This is a genomic window from Neorhizobium descurainiae (genome assembly GCF_051400715.1).
Classification (GTDB): Bacteria; Pseudomonadota; Alphaproteobacteria; order Rhizobiales; family Rhizobiaceae; genus Neorhizobium.
The window spans coordinates 1-17,434 of the sequence record NZ_JBLFFK010000030.1 but is presented as its reverse complement, the minus strand read 5'-3'; the positions used below and the strand labels follow the sequence as shown (position 1 = coordinate 17,434).

Annotated in this window: 16 protein-coding genes and 2 pseudogenes; 8 read left to right on the top strand and 10 right to left on the bottom strand. The window is 60.9% G+C overall.

The genetic code is table 11. The features are described from left to right. Positions 1 to 255: 255 nt before the first annotated feature. The 3 genes from ACMGE0_RS30415 to ACMGE0_RS30405 all read right to left on the bottom strand — a co-directional run bounded on the left by ACMGE0_RS30415 (position 256) and on the right by ACMGE0_RS30405 (position 4,366). The gene (locus tag ACMGE0_RS30415) at positions 256 to 1,455 is read right to left on the bottom strand and encodes a patatin-like phospholipase family protein (RefSeq protein ID WP_436819619.1); all 1,200 of its coding nucleotides are present in this window, start codon (positions 1,453 to 1,455) and stop codon (positions 256 to 258) included. Positions 1,456 to 1,608: 153 nt separating this feature from the next. Beyond that, positions 1,609 to 2,883 carry an MFS transporter gene (locus ACMGE0_RS30410; protein WP_436819618.1) on the bottom strand — a complete coding sequence of 425 codons (1,275 nt, stop codon included), beginning with the start codon at positions 2,881 to 2,883 and terminating at the stop codon, positions 1,609 to 1,611. Further along, the gene (locus ACMGE0_RS30405; protein WP_436819617.1) at positions 2,840 to 4,366 is read right to left on the bottom strand and encodes an FAD-dependent oxidoreductase; all 1,527 of its coding nucleotides are present in this window, start codon (positions 4,364 to 4,366) and stop codon (positions 2,840 to 2,842) included. The genes ACMGE0_RS30410 and ACMGE0_RS30405 overlap by 44 nt, the downstream gene beginning before the upstream one ends. A 44-nt stretch (positions 4,367 to 4,410) precedes the next feature. Between ACMGE0_RS30405 and ACMGE0_RS30400 the strand changes: the two genes are divergently transcribed. Beyond that, the gene (locus ACMGE0_RS30400) at positions 4,411 to 4,905 is read left to right on the top strand and encodes a MarR family winged helix-turn-helix transcriptional regulator (protein ID WP_436819616.1); all 495 of its coding nucleotides are present in this window, start codon (positions 4,411 to 4,413) and stop codon (positions 4,903 to 4,905) included. A gap of 192 nt (positions 4,906 to 5,097) precedes the next feature. Here the strand turns inward: ACMGE0_RS30400 and ACMGE0_RS30395 are convergent, their stop codons facing one another. Beyond that, entirely contained in the window at positions 5,098 to 6,030 is a 933-nt protein-coding gene (locus ACMGE0_RS30395; RefSeq protein ID WP_436819615.1) for an NmrA/HSCARG family protein, read from the bottom strand. 103 nt (positions 6,031 to 6,133) lie between these two features. Here ACMGE0_RS30395 and ACMGE0_RS30390 point away from each other — a divergent pair, with 103 nt between their 5' ends. From ACMGE0_RS30390 to ACMGE0_RS30380, 3 genes and pseudogenes are all read left to right on the top strand, one after another. Then, positions 6,134 to 6,535, top strand: a complete 402-nt coding sequence (locus tag ACMGE0_RS30390; RefSeq protein WP_436819614.1) for a winged helix-turn-helix transcriptional regulator — start codon at positions 6,134 to 6,136, stop codon at positions 6,533 to 6,535. 98 nt (positions 6,536 to 6,633) lie between these two features. After that, a pseudogene (locus tag ACMGE0_RS30385) lies at positions 6,634 to 7,140 on the top strand (HEPN domain-containing protein); the annotation flags it as partial. A gap of 770 nt (positions 7,141 to 7,910) precedes the next feature. Further along, positions 7,911 to 8,729: an IclR family transcriptional regulator gene (locus ACMGE0_RS30380; RefSeq protein WP_436819613.1), complete on the top strand. Its 819-nt coding sequence runs from the start codon at positions 7,911 to 7,913 to the stop codon at positions 8,727 to 8,729. Positions 8,730 to 9,020: 291 nt separating this feature from the next. Here ACMGE0_RS30380 and ACMGE0_RS30375 read toward each other — a convergent pair whose 3' ends face one another. From ACMGE0_RS30375 to ACMGE0_RS30355, 5 genes are all read right to left on the bottom strand, one after another. Beyond that, positions 9,021 to 10,112, bottom strand: coding sequence for an ABC transporter ATP-binding protein (locus ACMGE0_RS30375; protein ID WP_436819612.1), 1,092 nt, complete (start codon positions 10,110 to 10,112; stop codon positions 9,021 to 9,023). Positions 10,113 to 10,134: 22 nt separating this feature from the next. Continuing rightward, positions 10,135 to 11,010, bottom strand: coding sequence for a carbohydrate ABC transporter permease (locus ACMGE0_RS30370; RefSeq protein ID WP_436819611.1), 876 nt, complete (start codon positions 11,008 to 11,010; stop codon positions 10,135 to 10,137). Next, positions 11,003 to 11,875 carry a carbohydrate ABC transporter permease gene (locus ACMGE0_RS30365; protein ID WP_436819610.1) on the bottom strand — a complete coding sequence of 291 codons (873 nt, stop codon included), beginning with the start codon at positions 11,873 to 11,875 and terminating at the stop codon, positions 11,003 to 11,005. Before ACMGE0_RS30365 ends, ACMGE0_RS30370 begins: the two co-directional genes overlap by 8 nt. A 74-nt stretch (positions 11,876 to 11,949) precedes the next feature. Further along, positions 11,950 to 13,191: an ABC transporter substrate-binding protein gene (locus ACMGE0_RS30360; protein ID WP_436819656.1), complete on the bottom strand. Its 1,242-nt coding sequence runs from the start codon at positions 13,189 to 13,191 to the stop codon at positions 11,950 to 11,952. A gap of 123 nt (positions 13,192 to 13,314) precedes the next feature. Then, positions 13,315 to 14,070, bottom strand: a complete 756-nt coding sequence (locus tag ACMGE0_RS30355) for an SDR family NAD(P)-dependent oxidoreductase (protein WP_436819609.1) — start codon at positions 14,068 to 14,070, stop codon at positions 13,315 to 13,317. A gap of 134 nt (positions 14,071 to 14,204) precedes the next feature. Here ACMGE0_RS30355 and ACMGE0_RS30350 point away from each other — a divergent pair, with 134 nt between their 5' ends. From ACMGE0_RS30350 to ACMGE0_RS30335, 4 genes are read left to right on the top strand one after another with little or no spacing between them, the layout of a single operon-like run. Continuing rightward, entirely contained in the window at positions 14,205 to 15,056 is an 852-nt protein-coding gene (locus ACMGE0_RS30350; protein ID WP_436819608.1) for a DUF6772 family protein, read from the top strand. Next, positions 15,056 to 15,394 (top strand): hypothetical protein, encoded by a 339-nt coding sequence (locus tag ACMGE0_RS30345; protein ID WP_436819607.1) that lies wholly within the window; start codon positions 15,056 to 15,058, stop codon positions 15,392 to 15,394. Before ACMGE0_RS30350 ends, ACMGE0_RS30345 begins: the two co-directional genes overlap by 1 nt. A 2-nt stretch (positions 15,395 to 15,396) precedes the next feature. Further along, complete coding sequence (locus ACMGE0_RS30340) at positions 15,397 to 16,227, top strand: HpcH/HpaI aldolase family protein (RefSeq protein ID WP_436819606.1); 831 nt, start codon at positions 15,397 to 15,399, stop codon at positions 16,225 to 16,227. Beyond that, positions 16,224 to 17,093: an SMP-30/gluconolactonase/LRE family protein gene (locus ACMGE0_RS30335; protein ID WP_436819605.1), complete on the top strand. Its 870-nt coding sequence runs from the start codon at positions 16,224 to 16,226 to the stop codon at positions 17,091 to 17,093. The genes ACMGE0_RS30340 and ACMGE0_RS30335 overlap by 4 nt, the downstream gene beginning before the upstream one ends. 225 nt (positions 17,094 to 17,318) lie before the next feature. Here the strand turns inward: ACMGE0_RS30335 and ACMGE0_RS30330 are convergent. Then, a pseudogene (locus ACMGE0_RS30330) lies at positions 17,319 to 17,434 on the bottom strand (IS3 family transposase); the annotation flags it as partial.

The following is a 17,434-nucleotide window of genomic DNA, read 5'->3' as shown; positions in this document are numbered from 1 at the left end:
ATTGCATCGAGAAATTCTACGATCCGGAGCATCAACAAAAATGTCTTGAGCGTGAGGCCGAACTTATTCGTGAGCTCACCAGCCCCACGACCTCTCCGTGGTCTGGCAAACCAAGCTCTGTCGGCTCAGCTCTTCTTGTTGATCCTGTAGCACTTGCCAAGCTTTCACGCTCGCTTGTCCAGACTGTATTGCTCAAGGATCGCGACTGCGCCGCCATTGAAGCGGAGACGGCGAGATTGCGGGAAGCGACTTTAACTATCGCAAATCTTTACCACTCTGAACGATGCGAGCGTCATCGAACTCATCCAACGTTTCCTCACGGTTTCCGCCTGGATTCGTGAATACGGGGCGCTTCGTCCAGAGGCGTTTGTCGAGTGTCTTCTGATAGCCGATACGATAGACTGAAGTCATATACTGATGATTGAGAGGATCGGTCATGGAATAGGGTACCTGGGCATCGATGGAAGCAATATCGAGGTCCACGCCTGTGCGCTGTGTGAAGTTATAGAGCGCAATCAGCCCCTGCTTGGTATGGGTTTTCAGAAGTATGGCATAGGCCCGCCCCATAATGGGGAGCGCCCGTTCAGGCGACATTGCAAACTCGGGGATGAGGGCGTTGTTTATGATGACATAGATATGCAGGATCACCTTGCCGGCGTGGCTTGGCGCAACGATCAGTTGCTCCGGCAGAGTAAAGAACTGCGCGGAGCTACCGCCGTCGGAGTGCAGCTCCTCGATCTGCTTTCCATCCACCACGGCCTTTACGGAGACGGGCGGCAAGACACCGGGGACACTCGCGGACGCTATCAGTACCTGACGAACCAGGTCCAAAGCATCCGCCCTGCCGCTGGCTGCGATCGCGCCTATGTTCCAGATAACCGCGCGTTGGGTGTCGAGATTTGTCGTCATGACAAGAAGCCTGCGTCCGGCACGATGTTCACGGGCAATGCGGTGCAGGATCTCTTCCGTGATGTTCTCTCCCACCACGCGACGCAGGGCATCTCCCCGAAGGAGACTGGGGGAAAGAATTCCGAACCCTCTCCAGTTGATGTCTACGAGATCACGAGCTTGATCGGAAAGATAAAGTCGTCGTAGCCGCTGGTCATATTCAGGGCCGAGGAATGCAAGAGGCGCTATCAGGGCCCCGGTGCTGACGCCGGTTACGACATCAAAGTTTGGCCGGGTTCCAAGTTCGCTCCAGGCAGAAAGAATGCCGACAGAGAAGGCCCCACCCGCGCCGCCACCCGACATGGCCAGCATGGCAGGCCTAGCCTTGCTGGTGACTGGCCTCCAGGGATCATAGACTGATTTGGGAGGTCGCGGGTCATCGGCGTGAACCCTGATATTCTCAAATCCGACAATCTGCGCCCGCTCGGCTTCGGATGCGTTGTAGGCTTGGCGGGCAGGTGCCGCGCACCCGCTCAAAATGAGCGATGCGACGACGCAAAGGCTCATGAAGCTCATCCACGCCGACACTATTGTTGGCTCGCGGCCAAGCCACGCCCGGATCATGCATCTCATCAAACAGACCCTTAGCGGAGGAGGACGGCTTGGTGGCCGAGGTTCGTCTTGCCTTGGTTTGGCTTTGATCACGTGAGGGCGTCCCTCTTACGCCTCGCTGGCGCGCTGGCGCGGAAGTCGCGTCGCCGCTAGAACTGCTCCTGTGATGGCCATGGCCACGGCGAAGCCGATCCAGACGCCGTACAATGCGTAGCCCAGGATGAAGCCTCCCAGGACTGGCGAGGCGATATCGGCTACAGCGACGAGAGACTGTGCTGCACCGAGGACGACCCCCTGTCGCTGCAAGGGCACGTGAGTTGACAGTGCTGCCATATAGGTGGGCTTCGCCAAAGCATCGCCGGTGCTGACACACAAAACGGCAAGGAGAAGAACAGGGATGGTCGTGGCAAGGCCTGCCATCAGGAAGCCTGCGGAGATGAGTGCGAAGATCAGAAGGATCAGGCTGCGCTCTGTCAGGTATTTGCCCAGCCAGCCAAGCAGAAAGATCTGCGCAAAGACATTGATCCCACCATCGACCATGACGAGATAACTCAGCTCCTTCGCTCCGAACGCATGGCCGTTCCAGATGAACGTATCGCCAAGGAAGACCGGCATCTGTGAGATATACATGCCATAAGCGAGGAAGTGGCAGAGGATCACCCCGATGAGAATCCGGATCATGGGAGACGCCAGAATCGTTCGGAACGAGGTCTTCTCGCCCAAGGGCTGGTCGTCATGGCACGGTGCCGCCTCCCTATCGTCCAGCCGGAAAACCGTCACGATGATCGACAGGAGCACCAACCCGAATGCGGCAAGGATCGGTGCGGTCAATGATGTGCCGGACAGAAGGCCAGAAAGCCCTGCGCCGATGATCCCACCCACACCGGCGCCCCCCATCACAATACCCATGGCCTGCCTCCGGCTCCCAGCGTCCGTATGATCGGCGACATAGGCTGCGGTGACCGAGATGTTACCTGCCGTCAGGCCGAACAACGCGCGGGCGAGCAGGATGAAAGCGACGCTGGGGGCAAAAGCGAGCAGCAGGAGGCTCGCCGCCGCAATGATCTGGCTCGCCATGAGAATACGCTTGCGACCGAAGCGGTCCGAAAGCTGGCCAAGCGTGGGGGCCGAAGCAACCTGACCGACGGCTTCCGCCGCGATGACGATGCCAAGGACAAGGGGGGATCCTCCCATCGAGCGGATGTGGAAGGGCAGAACCGGTAGGACCGCGGCCGAGCCCGCCGCATAGGTGCAAACGAGCACGAACACAGGCAGGATATGTCGCCAGTCAAGTTTCCTTGTCACCGCGGCGCTCTCGGATTGGGATTGAGTGGCCATGTCATGCCCCTTCCCTGTCCGTCGCCAAGCCAGTGCCGTGAGCACCGATCCGGTTCAGATAGTCTTCAAGGCGTGCGGCCCCCTCTGCGTCGAGGGGCAGGATCGCGGCGACATATCCGTCAGGCCGGACCAGCGCGCATTCGTTCGGCGCCAATCCGTAAGTTTCGCGGATGTGCCCGAATGCGTCGACGATGTCGCCCTTGTCGCCTAGACGATGGATGTGCAGGCCGGCTCGTGGCGCGGCGGCCCCTTGTCCGTCAACGAGCAGTATCCAGTGCGTTCCCCTGAACAACTGGAACAGCCGTGAGGGCTGGCCCGCAGCACCCTTGATCGGCGCGTCCGGGGCACGATCTCCGGCCCGGAGCCCGTTCCTCTTGGGACCGCATTCCACCGAAAGCGGCGACGCCGGATAGCCGATATCGAGCTGCCGCACCTCGCGCCCACGCGTTATCTCGCCCTGCTTGCCGGCGCCGAGCAGCCGGGTCGAGAGGCCGAGCATGGCCTCGGCCACCGGGCGGCGCTCGATCTCGTAGCTGTCGAGAAGGTCTTCCCGAGCGCCATCCAAGACAGACGCCAGCTTCCAACCAATATTATAGGCGTCCTGTACACTGGTGTTCAGTCCCTGGCCGCCGGTCGGCGGATGAATGTGCGCCGCGTCGCCGACGAGGAAGACCCGGCCGACACGGTAGCGAGCGGCCAACCGAGCGTTCATGAGATAGGCTGAAGCCCAGTTCACCGAGTGCACCCGGATATCGCGACGGCCCGTCCGTTCGCCAATCATCCGTTCAAGTCCCCCGGCAGAAAGATTGACCTCGCCCTCCAGCGGTACCGGGCCTTGAAGCTGAAACAGGTCGGTTCCTGCCAGTGGGCAGATCGAGATCATCCACTGCATGTCGCCGTCGTTGAACTGATGCCACCAGCCCCGGTCGAGTCCGGTCAACGCGACATCGGCGACCATGGCACGCACACCCAGGGTCTTGCCCGGGAAGCCCACCCCGAGCGCGCCGCGCACGAAGCTGCGTCCGCCATCCGCCCCGACGAGATAGCGCACGCGTACTGTCTCTTCTCCATCCGGCCCGGATAGTCGTGCCGTGACGCCGTCCTTGTCCTGTTCGAAGCCGACCAACGCGCTGCCGAACTCGACTTGGCCGCCCAATTCGACCAGCCTCTCGCGCATGATGCGCTCCGTCAGGAACTGCGGGATCATCAGCGGAATCTGATAGGGCTCCGCCGGCGTGGGTTCCGGCCTCTCGCCGAAATCCTTCTCGACGAAGCTCCCGTCCTCACGATATTCGCGAATGAGCGGGTAGACACCGCCGGCGGCGACCACCGTGTCGAGAATGCCGAGATCCTCGAAGACCTCCTGCGTCCGCGGCTGGATGCCCTTTCCACGCGAGCCGTGGAAGGGGCCCACCATCTTCTCGATCAGCCGGAAAGCTACGTTCCGTCGCGCCAGGTCGATTGCCAATGTCAGGCCAGCCGCTCCCGCGCCGCAGATGAGCACATCTGCGGCAAAATTGTTTGTCATATCGGTCTCCATGTGTGTATTATGCATATAATAGGAGAGACGATATGCCGTCAACAGGAAATGTGCAAAATACACACATCAGCGCGAAAATTCGCGAACTGCATGGATCGCTGATCGATATCGTCGGCCTTATGAACCAGCCGCAGCGTGATGAGGCGCTCGTGCGTGAGGCCGATATTGCGCTCGATCGTGCCCTGTTCCCATTACTGGTTGGGATCGAGCGGCGCGGGCCGATCGGCATCGTCGATCTTGCCGAGCGGGTCGGGCGGGACTACACCACCGTCAGTCGCCAGGTGGCGAAGCTGGAAAGCCTTGGCCTTGCCGAACGCAGGCAAAATGCGAGCGACCGTCGTGTAAATGAGGCGGTGGTCACAGCGAAAGGCAAGGCGATGACCGACAAGATTGATGCGGCACGCGAAAGGATGGCCCTTGCCGTCTTTGCAAGCTGGGATCCAGACGAGATCGACGAACTTGTGCGGCTGATGCGAAAGTTTGCCGACGCGATGGGAGATGGGCCCGAAAACTTGGTCGCTCCCTGAGCCGCCAGTTCTTTTGCCAGATCCTCGGCATTCTCCCGTCGGTCAACAGGCCTGGTGAAGCAGGCCGTTTGCAGCATGCAGTATCAAGTCGGCTAGGAGCGGCTGCGCACTCCCCACCGGGACCCCGGCCGTGGCAAAACTGTTGGGCCCGGCTATCGCAGTAGATCGGCGTATGTGGCTTGCGTGTTAGCCTTAACGCCTCAGGTCAGCGAAGCGCCACAGCCGCCAGGGGGCCAGAAGGGCGTTTTGCAGAAGCGGTTTTCCCGGGCCGGCAAGCCATGCCTCCAGGGTCATCAGATCGCCGAACTCCTGGCGGAGTGCATTGATGTCGGCGGACCCGGCGCAGCGGCCATCGTCCACCAGTTCAGCCAGACGCCCGAGGAAACGGTTTTCCGCAAGAAGGCTGTCCGGGAAGCGTTTATAAGTGATCGGCTGTCGTGCGGCACGGCTCAGCGCATCCTGCAGGTCGAGGCCCGTGACTTCGTCGCCGGCGATCTCCAGGGTTCGCCCGGCATAAAGCTCAGGAATGTTCAGAATGGCGGCAACGATCTTCCCAATATCATCCACCGCGATGACCTGCATGGCCTGATCCGGTCGCATGAGGAAGTTGAATTCGCCCTGATCCAAACCCATGCCGGGCAGCATCAGCATTTCCATGAAGGAACTGGGGCGGACGATCGTGTATTGGAGGTCCAGACGACGGATATGATCTTCGATCTCCGTCTTGCTGTCGAAGTGGCCCATGCCAGTGACGCCCTTACCCGCGGCACCGACTGAGGAATAGACGAGATGACCGACGCCCGACGCTTTGGCGAGATCGGCAACCGTCTTTCCCCAAACGACCTCCTGTTCGTCCGACACGCCATGGGCTGCACCTTGGCCGGAACTGGGCTGAACGCTGAACACTGCCTCGACGCCGGACATGGCTGCCCGGATGGAGTTCGGATCCGCGAGGTCGCCATGACGCAGCTCGATGCCCTCTGCCGCGAGCGCCTCCGCCTTGCGGCCTTGAGGATCCCGCACAAGCGCCCTGACGACCCAGCCCCTCGCGTCCAGAGCCCTTGCCACCGCGCCGCCTTGTTGACCGGTGGCTCCCAGCACCAGTGCCGATCTTCCTTCGCCCATCTAAAAGTTCCTTTTGGTAACCGTTGATTGGCAGAGGATGGCATTGCTATATCTCCCTCACAAGACGGCACTGTTTCGTGCGCCGGTCACACGGAGGTAACTCTTGAAGACGATCCACGGGAGGCCCTACCGCGACGGGCTGAAAGGTCCGGTGCTCACCCCGTGCGCGCCTCATAGCGTCCTTGCCCGGATGGGTGACAAATGGACGATCCTCGTGATGTCGATCCTGGCACTCGCTCCAGAATCTCCACTGCGGTTCTCCGAGATCAAGAACGGAATTCCAAAGATCTCACAGCGCATGCTAACGCTCACCCTGCGAAACCTTGAACGCGATGGGCTGGTGAAGCGGCACTACTACCCCGAGGTGCCGCCGCGGGTGGAGTATGAGCTCACGCCGATCGGAAAGACGATGCTGCCGGCGCTCGAAGGGTTCACGTCGTGGATCCGAGAAAACTGGCAAGCGATTGAGCGCTCACGTGAGCAGTTCGACGCCGCGGAAATGTAGCTTGGCATCGTTGCAGCCCTCCTCCTTCGCGGCGACGAGCTTGCCCTTGATCTCGTTCATTCTTGGTATTTAGCCCGCTATTTGCACCCGGCGCACGAGGCATCGTCCTCTACGAACTGGATGATGAGCCGCTGGCCGAGCCAAAGCCGCTCTCGCCGGCGGATCGACTACGGTTGGCACAGGGACACTTTGCTGACAGGTATGCGCTGGCAACGACCTTTCTTAAAGGCTTCCGCTTTTATTTAGGCGAGGAGGAGTTTCGCGTCGGGGCCTTTGAGCTCCATCAATCGCTTGAGCAAGCCTATTCCTGCGTGCTCCTGACGCTCACGAACTACGGGCCGCCTTCCCACAACATCAAGTTCCTGCGCTCGCTCGCCGAGGAGCAGGATCGCCGGCTGGCCGAGGCCTTCCCTCGCGATCAGCATCGCGAACGGGCCTGGTTCAACACGCTCAACGAAGCCTATGTGAAGGCCCGCTATTCCAAACATTACGAGATCAGCGCGGAGGCGCTTGCCTGGCTGGGAGAGCGGACCGCGATCCTACTTGAAATCGTAAATCAGGTTTGCCGCGACCATCTGGAAGCGCTGCAGAAGCGCGCCGGGTAGAACCTTGAGGCCGCAGGATGGAGGTCTTGAAAGGGATCAGAACCAACGACCCTGTTGTTACAAAAGCCTTCCACCCCAAATTTCCCGTAGTGGACATTGGTCGTTTTAGATGAAATGACCAATTTAGGCCGATAGCGGTGGTTCTGCTCGTAACACCGCGAATGCAGAGAGCGCCCGTTGGCTCGAACTCCTCGAGCAACAGCGGAGTGAACCTGGAAGTGAAATCGATCAAGGTCGCGCCCAGCGCCAGTTCACGTAGCAGGCGCTCATGAATGGATTGCATCGACATTCGGCTTGATCAGTTGAGCAATCAAACTGCTCTTGCCTATGCCAGGCGCTCGCAAAGAGTGCGGCCAACGCACCGCACATGCGATCTTATACGAAATTTACTTTCTTATATGAACCAACCATCTCGAACGCGAACAACGATCGACGGCGTGCCGGTCCGCTTGGCAGATGGCCTCAACGTCGATCGCGACAGTCTTCACGACCAGCCCACGCCATTGTCACCGCCGACCTGCGACAGCGGCGCGCCAAGGCACGCCCAATGCCGCGGCGCCGGCGAGCCAATCGGCGCAAAGTCGCGCGTGCTGGATGGCATTCGAATATCCTTGAGAGCACATCGACGATGTCCGTCAGAGCGTATTTCACCGTCCAGACCTGAGCGCGGGGGCAACTAGCTTTCTTGTAGAAAACAACGATGGAGCTGGCGAACCTCTGGCATGCAACCTCTGGAAACGCTACATGCAAACTAGCAAAAGGAGATTTGGATGGCGCGAGCCCCTGAGACAGAGGTGCCGGAGCTTGACGAGGTTGCGGAACGGCAGACGCGTTACCGCGTCCCGGCTGTCGACAAGGCATTGGACATCCTTGAGCTGCTCTCGACGGAAGCCTCCGGCCTTCCGATGGCCACGCTTGCTGAACGGCTGAATCGCACGATCAGTGAAATCTATCGCACGGTACAATTGCTGGAGGCTCGCGGGTATCTCGAACGCAATGCCGACGGTGATCGCTATGCGGTAACGATGAAGCTGTTTCGGCTCGCCCATGCGATGCCGCGCATCCATTCGCTCTCGGCACTGGCGCTGCCAATCATGGAAGAACTGGCGATTGAAATCGAGCAGTCATGTCATCTGGCGGTGCTCGACGGGCTCGACATCCTGATCATCGCGCAGGTCGACTCGCCCCTGCCGCGCCAATATTCCGTAATGCTCGGAGCGCGCTTGCCGGTTTGGGAGGCAAGCTCGGGCAATCTGCTCCTGGCGCAACTCCCCGAAGCCAAGCGTGAGGCGCTGTTCAGGTCGGTAACACGCATGGTCGCACCAGAAACGATGCAGCAGTTTCGTGAGCGGGTGGCCGAGATTGGCAATTCCGGCAAGGAGGAGCGGGAGAGCTATTTCGTGTCCGGTCTTCGAACCATCAGCCGCCCGATCTATAATCACCTCGGCACGACGGTCGCCGCTATCACCGTGCCCTTCCTGCAGCACAAGCGGGTCGTGGTGACACCCTCTGAAGCCGGCGCTCGACTGGAACTAGCCGCAAGACGGCTGTCGCGGGAACTCGGCTATCGCGAGCCATCCGGCGACTGAAGCCAGCGGCCCGGCACATTCGCCGCACGCCGTTCTTTAGCCGAGCGGCAGGGGCGGATTTCGCAGTGGAGTACAGCCCACTGAACGCCCACACCCATAGAGAAGCGCACCGACTGACTGCCACAGGAGCGCGCCTGCACGAGAAGACGGCATCGCGCAGACCAAGCAGCATCTCGGCATCGGGCAGGTCGTCGGCGGAAGCCCCGACATATAGGCAAATCGACCTCGCGGTACCGATCTCGCCGGCCGCCACGGCGCCTTCCAACCGGGCGAGAAGATCGGCAGCGGTGCTCACTCGAGGCGCATCTGCGTCTTGGCGTCGAACAGATGCAGGCGGTCGGGATCGAGATGGAGCGTTAGTGCCTCGCCGACCCGAAACTGGTCCCTGTCGATACAGCGCGCCGTCAGGCTTGCATGTCCGGCCTTCATCGTCACGAGAATGTCGCTGCCCAGCGGTTCGAGCATGTCGATGATCCCTTCGATACGCGCGGTGGCGGACGCCGAGGGTGTGTCGCTGAGATGTTCGGGGCGCATGCCGGCAAGCACCACATCGCCGTTTGATACGTGAGACAGCGCTGCTCCCTTGGGAAGTGTGATGCGCCCGCCGCCCTCGAGAACGAATACCGGAGCGTGCCCGACGGTGCTGGCGGTTGTCGAGAGGATGTTCATGGTCGGCGATCCGATGAACTCGGCGACGAAGACGTTGGCAGGTCGATCGAACAGCTCGCGCGGCGTCCCCATCTGCGCGATATGGCCGTCGAGCAGGCAGATGATGCGGTCGGCCAGCGTCATCGCTTCAAGCTGGTCGTGCGTGACATACATGCTCGTGGTCTTGAGCGTCCGGTGCAGGCGCTTGAGCTGGACGCGCATCTCGGCGCGCAGCTTGGCATCGAGATTGGAGAGAGGCTCGTCGAACAGGAAGAGTTGCGGCTTGCGCACCATGGCGCGACCAATGGCGACGCGCTGGCGCTGGCCACCAGAAAGTTCGCGCGGCCGGCGATGCAGCAGATGGCCGATCTGGAGGATATCGGCAACGCGCTTCACCTGTTCCTGCCGCTCTGGCTTGGGAACACGGGCGAGCTCCAGCGAGAAGCCGATATTTTGCTCGACGCTCATATGGGGATAGAGCGCATAGTCCTGGAACACCATGGCGACCTGGCGTTCCTTGGGCGTGAGTTCGTTGACGCGGGTGCCGTGTACACGCAGTTCACCGCCCGAGATATCCTCGAGCCCCGCAACCATGCGCAGGATGGTGCTCTTTCCACAGCCGGACGGACCGACGAGAACGAGGAACTCCCCCTCCGCGATATCGAAGCTGATGTCATGCACAACCTCGACGCTGCCATAGCGCTTTACGAAGCGATCAACAGTGACGGCAACCATCAGTGGGACATCCTTTCCAAAATCAGCCTTTGACCGAGCCGGCAGTGAGGCCGGCGATCAGGAACCTCTGAGCAAACATGACGAGCAATGTGACCGGCAGAAGCTGCACGGTGACGCCCGCAAACAGCACACCCCAATTGGTGCCGCTCACGGCATCCATCACCTCGGAGATGATGAGCGGAGCCGTCTTGGCGTCCTGGGTGGTGAAGATGAGGGCGAAGAGATATTCATTCCACGAATAAACGAACACGAAGATGGCGCAGGCGGCCAGCCCCTGGAGCGACAGGGGCAGTATGACTCTCGTCAGCGTCTGCAGCGTCGTTGCGCCATCCACCACCGCGGCTTCATCGAGCGTCCGCGGGATCTTGTCGATGAACGTCTTCATAATCATCGTGCACAGCGACACCCAGAATGTGGCGTAGAGCACAATCAATACGATATGCGTGTCGCTGAGCTTGAGCGCGTCGACGACGGGAAACAGCGGCAGCGTCACCACAATTGGCGGCAGCAGTCGGATGGCAATCAGATAGAGAACCGAGCCGGCCAGGATTTTGCCTGTATAACGCGAATAGACGAAGCCGGAGAGGACGCTCACGAAGCAGGCGAGTAACGTGGCGCCGACAGCAATGATCAGGCTGTTGGCGAGCGTTGGAAAGAAGCCGGTCCACTTCGTCGCCAGAGCCGCATAGTGTTCTAAGGTAGGCGCGAAGATCAGGTCAGGCGGAAACTTGAAGATCTCCTTCTGCTGCTTGAAGGAGGAGATCACTATGTAGAGGATCGGGAATGCCGACCACACGATGATGATCGCAAACAGCAGCATTCGGATGAGCGTCCGCACGGCGGCCGCGACGCGACGCGCGGCCAAGTTGGGAACAATGATGGAGGCAGCGTCAGTCATTACCCTTGAGCATCCTTCGGTGCATTGCCCATAGATAGACGGAGGCAACCAGAAGCGAGCCGATCACCATGAGCCAGCCGGTGGCCGAGGCGGTGCCGAACTCGCCGTATTTGAAAGCGCTCTGGTAGAGATAGAGGGCCACCACTTCCGTGAAACGGGCTGGTCCACCCCCGGTCAGCAGCCAGACTTCCGAGAAGAGACGGAAGGCAAAGACGAAGCGGAAGATCAGTGAAATTAGGATCGCCGGAATCGTCAGTGGAAGGGTAATGCGCCAGAATTCCTGCCAGGACGTGGCGCCATCGATGCGCGAGGCTTCGTAGAGTGACTTCGGGATCGCCAGCATGCCGGCATAGATGAGCAGGAACGTGAATGGCAGGTGGTGCCAGATCGAGATCAGCGTCACGACGCCGAGCGCAAGGGGGGGCGACACGCTCCAATTGAGCATACCGAAGCCGAGATTCTCGATCGCGCGCGCCAGCACGCCGCTCCCGGGATTAAGCATGATCTTCCAGATCAGCACGCCGACAACTTCGGAGATGGCGTAGGGCATCAGCACGATCGCAAACATGATCCTTGGATAGCGCACACCACCCAGGAACAGCGCTGCCATGGCGAGCGCGAGGATCAGTTCGACATAGACTATGGCATTGACGACGATCAGCGTGTTGAGCGTCGAGCGCCAGAAATAGGGGCTGGAGAGAACGGTCAGATAATTGTCGAAGCCGACAAAGGTGAGGTCGGAGCCATAGGTGGATTGATTGAGGCTCAGCCAGAACACATAAATTGATGGCAGGGCAATCACCACCAGCAGCATCAGGTGGGTCGGCACCAGCATCAGTAAAGCAGCCGAATTCAGTCGCCTCATGTTTCAGTCCACCATGGTCTCGGTGAAGTTTGTCGCGCAGCAGGCGCCGCGCGACAGGATTGTCCTGGTCCAGTTCATCGGCGGGACTTGGCGACCAGCTCTTCGGTGCGGGTCTGCAGATCGGCTGCGGCCTGCGCCGGCGTCTTTAGACCGAGCAACGCCGCCTGCATCTCCTCGACGAAAAGGGTCGTGGCTTCCACCGCACCATCGAATGCAGGGATGGCGACCGACGCATCGCGCAGGCCAATCGCCTCGGCGGCGGCATAGGGAAGTGCCTCGATTACGCGGGGGTCGTCGTAGGCTGCCGGACGCACGGGACCGTTGCCGTTGAGGGTCGCCCGCACCGTAGCATCCTTGCTGGAAAGCTCCCGGACAAGGTCATAGGCAAGCTCTTTCTGCGAGGAATTGGCCGGAATGGCCCACGACCAAAATTCCGTGTTTGCCGAGGCCTTGCCGACTTCGTTGGTTGGGAACGGCATGGTCTCGATGTGGCCTGGATAGAGCGACGCGGCCGGATCATTGAGCGCGGTGTAACGCGAGAACGGGTTGATGGCGAAGACCGCCCGGCCCTCACGCATGAAGGCGATGAGTTCGTCCAGACCGATGGAGGTGACGTTCGGCGGGAGGACACCCTCCCGATAAAGATTGGCGAGCTCGGTGAAGCCGCGGATCATCTCGGGCGAGTTGGCATGGACGTTGAGATCGGAATCGATGTAGACGGCGCCGAACGCACTGAGGAACTGCAGGGCGGTCACATGCGTGTCGGCCGTGAGCACCAGGCCATGCACCCGGGCCCCGTCATCGCGCACATAGGTCGCCGCACGCGCAGCGGCGAGCAGCTCGTCAAGCGTGGTCGGCGCGGCAATGCCGCGTTCATCGAGAAGCTTTTTGTTGTAGTGCAGCGCGTTGGTGGCATGACGGTACGGGATGGCGATGCGCCGGCCATCGACTACGGTCGCATTAAGCAGACCCGACGAGAGACCCTCGAAATCCTCGATTGGATTGGCCTTCATATGTGCATCGAGCGGCTCGAGCAGCCGGGCTACGCTGGGAACGACGCGGGTGTTGAGAACCGCGGCCAGGTCGATGGCGGTTTTGCTCAGGCTCATCTCGCGCAGCAACCGGTCATGCAATGGGCCGATGTTGAGCGTGACCCAGTTGAGCGCGACGTTGTTCCGCTTGGCCCATTCGCCGGCAATATTTTGCGCATTGGCGAGATTGCCGCCGGTCGCGGCGGTCATGTGCACATTGTGCGATATGATCGTCAGGGTCCGCTGTTCCTGCGCCGAAACCACTCCCGTGGCAGCGAGGATCATGGCGGCCACTGCCAGAGACTTTCTCAGCATGGTTCTTCCTCCAGAGTTGACGGTCCTCACGCCGTCAATTTTTATATACGATACTAATTATCACTGGTGTCAAGATCATGTTGACATTCTTGCTTACGCGGACCACCCGCCATCGACCCGCACCGTGGCGCCGTTGATGTAGCCGGCAGCTTCCGAACACAGCAGCAGGGCGGCAGGGACGCAGTCGGCGACGTCGCCTAGCCGGCCGGCGGGTATCTTGGCGGCGATCCGGGAGCGATGGGCACTGTCCGCGAGCGCCGCGGCGTTGCGCTCGGTCTCGATGGCGCCAGGAGCAAGGGTATTGAACGTCACCCCCGCCGCGCCGTGCTCCCGCGCCAGGCTGCGCATGACATTGGCCTGCGCCGCCTTGCAGGCGGCATAGACCATGAAGTCCGGGTTCGGCACCTCCTCCTGAATGCTGCCGATCGAAAGTACGCGGCCAAAGCCGCGCTCCAGCATGGGCGGCACCAATCTCTGCAGGAGGAGCAGGCTAGAGCGAAGGTTGACAGCGAACTGCTGGTCCATGGAGACCGGAGGTGTGGCGCGCCAATCGCCCCGCACCTCCATCGACGCATTGAGAACCAGGATGTCAATCCGGCCGGCGAGCGCCATGGCCTCAGTCGCAAGCCGATCGCACTGCGCAGGATCCTCGAGATCCGCAGCTATCGTATGAACTTCGCCGCCAAAAGTGCGCATCTCGGCTTCCGCCGCGGCCAATAGCGGCGATTCCGGGCGGTCGTGCAAAATCACGTTCACGCCGCTCTCCGCCAGCCCTGCGGCTATGGCGCGCCCGATCCCCCGGGCGGCGCCCGTGACCAATGCACGATGCGACACTAAAGATTGTTGCATCCGACCCTCACTTGGATTGACACATAAGAAACTTACTTTTACAGAAGGAATCATCCGCAGACAATGGCTACCCATCTCTTTGCCAATAGCCACCACCTCCGTCATTTTTCACAGAGGCCTTCCGGCGTTCAATGATGAGCACACCTCGTACCGCGCAGCGACCCGACCTTCAGCTTAGTCGCTTTGATCCCTTGCCCCGCATCATGTTTTACGACGACTTCAGCCAGGGAATGTCCGGCTGGACCGAACTGCTGGGCAATTACACCGGGAGCCTGCGTACCATGCATCCGGGCTACCGCCAGTTCACTCCCCCCATGCTGAGCAATCTCACCCAGTGGGATGGCGGGACGCATGGGGCGCTGACTGGCTCCTATGCCCTGAAGCTGGCGACCCGGCCCGGACGGGGCGCGCAGACCGTGAGCCTGAAGCGCATGACCTTTCCCAAGGCCTGCACCATGCAGCTCGAATGCTTCTTCACCTTCAAGCCGGAGGCGATCGAACTGGAGCTATCGGACCGCGATGTTCGTTCGTTCGGCGTGGTGCTCGACATCCAGAACGACAAGCACCGCGTGCTGCCGCAGGTGCGATATCTGAATGCGCTCAATGGCGAAGCCCAGAACAAGTGGCAGTACAAACCGCGCAGCGTCGATTTCGAGAATGTCGGCGATCGCACGGTGACGATCTATCACTATGGCGAGGAAAACTGGATCGACATCCCCGGCGGTCACCAGCTGCTATGCTACAACGAGATTCCGACCAAGGTGAACTGGCACTATTTCCGCCTGGGATTCGATGTCCGGACGCTGCGCTACACCGAACTGCAGTGCAACGACACGGTATTGGATCTGTCCGACCTCGATACTCTCAAGTTCGATGCGATGCCCAACCTGCGCAACCTGTTCAACGTAATCCCGTTCGTCGATTCGGATTCGGACAAGCGCGCCTTTCTCTATTTTGATTCAATCCTGCTTTCGGGAGACTGGTGATGCTGGCTGAGAGCTACACTGCGGTAATCGCGCGTGGAGAAGACTGGAAGGACGGCTCGACCACCGAGCCCTACGAAGCGAGCTGGGCGCGTGAAGCAATCATCGTGCTGCGCACGCTCGAAAGCGGAACACTGACATCGGGTGCCAAGGCCCATGTGCAGATTTCGCTGGACGGCATGCGCTGGATCAATGAGGGCACGAGCCTCGACATTCCCACCGAGATCGACGGGATGAGCATGGCCCGGCTCGGCCATTTCGGCCATTATTTGCGTCTCAGGGCGGAGATGCCGGCAGGCGCTACAGGCTTCATGCTCGCCACACTCTCACTAAAGGCCTGATCATGCGCAGCAACCGCCTCAAGGAGATCTGGGCCAGCGGCCGGCATGTGAACAATGGCTGGCTAGGCATCCCCTCGTCGCATTCGGCGGAGGTGATGTCGCATGTCGGGTTCGACTCGCTGACCATCGATCTGCAGCACGGCGCCATCGACTATGCCGGCGCGCTGGCTATGCTCACCGCGATCTCGACCACGCAGGTCGTGCCGCTGACGCGCCCTGTCTCGCTCGATCCCCCGCAGATAATGAAACTGCTCGATGCCGGCGCTTACGGCATCGTATGTCCGATGATCGATACGCCGGAGGATGCTCGCAGGCTGGTGGCGGCGTGCCGATATCCGCCCATCGGCGAGCGGAGCTTCGGCCCAACGCGGGCCGCCATGTCGCAAGGGCCCGGATTCAATACCGATGAGGCCAACCGCGAGATCGTCGTCTTCGGCCAGGTCGAAACGCCGCATAGTCTGTCCAACCTTGACGCCATTCTGGCAACGGACGGCCTGGATGGTGTCTATGTCGGTCCTTCCGATCTGACGCTGTCGATGGGGCTGGGCGCCAATGGCGACAGCACCGATCCGCAGTTTCTCGCTCATCTCCGTCATGTGGTCGACCGCGCCCGGGCGACCGGCCGACATGTCGGCATGCATTGCGCCAATGGACCTCAGGCGCGCCGCATGGTCGAGATGGGCTTCGACTTTGTGACCGTCGGTTCCGATACGGGGCTGATCGCCGAAGCGGGGCGCAACCGCCTGGACATGGTGCGCGGCAACGAGGCGTCGGCCCAAACCGGTCAGGCCGCCAAGAATACCAGCGCCTATCCCGGCGTGAATACCCGATGAAATCCCTCCTTCCGACGCCCGATCTGCTGGGCGAATGCCCGATCTGGCACGCGCCGACCGCATCGCTGACCTGGATCGACGTACCCGGTCACGTCGTGCATCGGCTCGATACGGCAACCGGACGCAGGCTGACCTGGCCGGTTGAGGCCGAACCCGGTTGCGTGGCACTCGCCAGCAACGGCGTCGACATGATCGTCGCCGTTCGCAACCGCATCGTCCGGATCGATGCCGAGAGCGGCCGGCTGACTGAGATAGCCGTCGCACCGTTCGATCCCACCCATCATCGCTTTAACGACGGCCGTTGCGACAGTCGCGGCCGTTTCTGGATCGGCGTGTTCAACGAGCTGCGCGACGCGCCAAGCGCGGGGCTGTGGTGCCTCGAGCGTGACACGCTTCGCCAAGGTCCCCAGGGCGTCGTGCTTTCCAATGGCATTGCCTTCTCTCCGGACGAGCGCTGGCTCTACCAGTCTGATACGGTTGGAAAGGTGATTTTTCGCTATCCCTACGACATCGAAACCGGTACCTGCGGGGAGCGCCAACTGTTCGCCGACCTCGGTGTCGAAGACGGCACGCCCGACGGCGCCAGTGTGGATAGCGAGGGCCGACTGTGGGTGGCGCTCTACGGCGCCGGTTCGATCGTCGCTCTTTCGGGCGAGGGCAGGATCGTGGAGCGGCTAGCGCTGCCAGCCAAATGCCCGACAATGCCGGTTTTCGGCGGTGACGATCTGCGCACGCTGTTCGTCACCACGTCGCGCTTCAAGCGGCCGGCAGGCGAGTTCGCCACCACCCCGCTGGCGGGCCGGATATTTACCACTGGCATGGCGATTGCCGGGCTGCCGGAGCACCTTTACGGAGGCAGGGCGTGAGGTTGACAACTATCTTGCCTCCGGCGTACCGCGCCTCGCACTTGCAGAGGGGGACGACATCATCGATCTTTCGCTGGCTCCTGATGGTAATCCATCGACCTACGGCAGGCGCTTCGGGAGAAAACCGATCCTGCCGCGATCGCCTCGGGGTCCGAGCAGGCCGCGCGCCCCGCTTCGCACTTTTCGGGTTAGCCTCGCTACCGTGATCCCGCAGCCGGGCAAGGTGCGCTTCGGCGTCTTGTTCCGCAGCTGCAGGCCCAAGTCAATGCGATAGGTTCGCTTGATGTTGGTGCCCCAACCCTCGCGTTCCAACAGCACATGCACACGACGATAGCCATGGC

Excerpts from the sequence above, each read along its gene's own strand:
- ACMGE0_RS30415 (WP_436819619.1), bottom strand. The coding sequence starts at position 1,455 with ATGAGCCTTTGCGTCGTCGCATCGCTCATTTTGAGCGGGTGCGCGGCA.
- ACMGE0_RS30355 (WP_436819609.1), bottom strand. The coding sequence starts at position 14,070 with ATGCAACAATCTTTAGTGTCGCATCGTGCATTGGTCACGGGCGCCGCC.
- ACMGE0_RS30380 (WP_436819613.1), top strand. The coding sequence starts at position 7,911 with ATGGCGCGAGCCCCTGAGACAGAGGTGCCGGAGCTTGACGAGGTTGCG.
- ACMGE0_RS30340 (WP_436819606.1), top strand. The coding sequence starts at position 15,397 with ATGCGCAGCAACCGCCTCAAGGAGATCTGGGCCAGCGGCCGGCATGTG.
- ACMGE0_RS30395 (WP_436819615.1), bottom strand. The coding sequence starts at position 6,030 with ATGGGCGAAGGAAGATCGGCACTGGTGCTGGGAGCCACCGGTCAACAA.
- ACMGE0_RS30370 (WP_436819611.1), bottom strand. The coding sequence starts at position 11,010 with ATGACTGACGCTGCCTCCATCATTGTTCCCAACTTGGCCGCGCGTCGC.
- ACMGE0_RS30345 (WP_436819607.1), top strand. The coding sequence starts at position 15,056 with ATGCTGGCTGAGAGCTACACTGCGGTAATCGCGCGTGGAGAAGACTGG.
- ACMGE0_RS30335 (WP_436819605.1), top strand. The coding sequence starts at position 16,224 with ATGAAATCCCTCCTTCCGACGCCCGATCTGCTGGGCGAATGCCCGATC.
- ACMGE0_RS30350 (WP_436819608.1), top strand. The coding sequence starts at position 14,205 with ATGAGCACACCTCGTACCGCGCAGCGACCCGACCTTCAGCTTAGTCGC.
- ACMGE0_RS30365 (WP_436819610.1), bottom strand. The coding sequence starts at position 11,875 with ATGAGGCGACTGAATTCGGCTGCTTTACTGATGCTGGTGCCGACCCAC.
- ACMGE0_RS30405 (WP_436819617.1), bottom strand. The coding sequence starts at position 4,366 with ATGACAAACAATTTTGCCGCAGATGTGCTCATCTGCGGCGCGGGAGCG.
- ACMGE0_RS30375 (WP_436819612.1), bottom strand. The coding sequence starts at position 10,112 with ATGGTTGCCGTCACTGTTGATCGCTTCGTAAAGCGCTATGGCAGCGTC.
- ACMGE0_RS30360 (WP_436819656.1), bottom strand. The coding sequence starts at position 13,191 with ATGATCCTCGCTGCCACGGGAGTGGTTTCGGCGCAGGAACAGCGGACC.
- ACMGE0_RS30400 (WP_436819616.1), top strand. The coding sequence starts at position 4,411 with ATGCCGTCAACAGGAAATGTGCAAAATACACACATCAGCGCGAAAATT.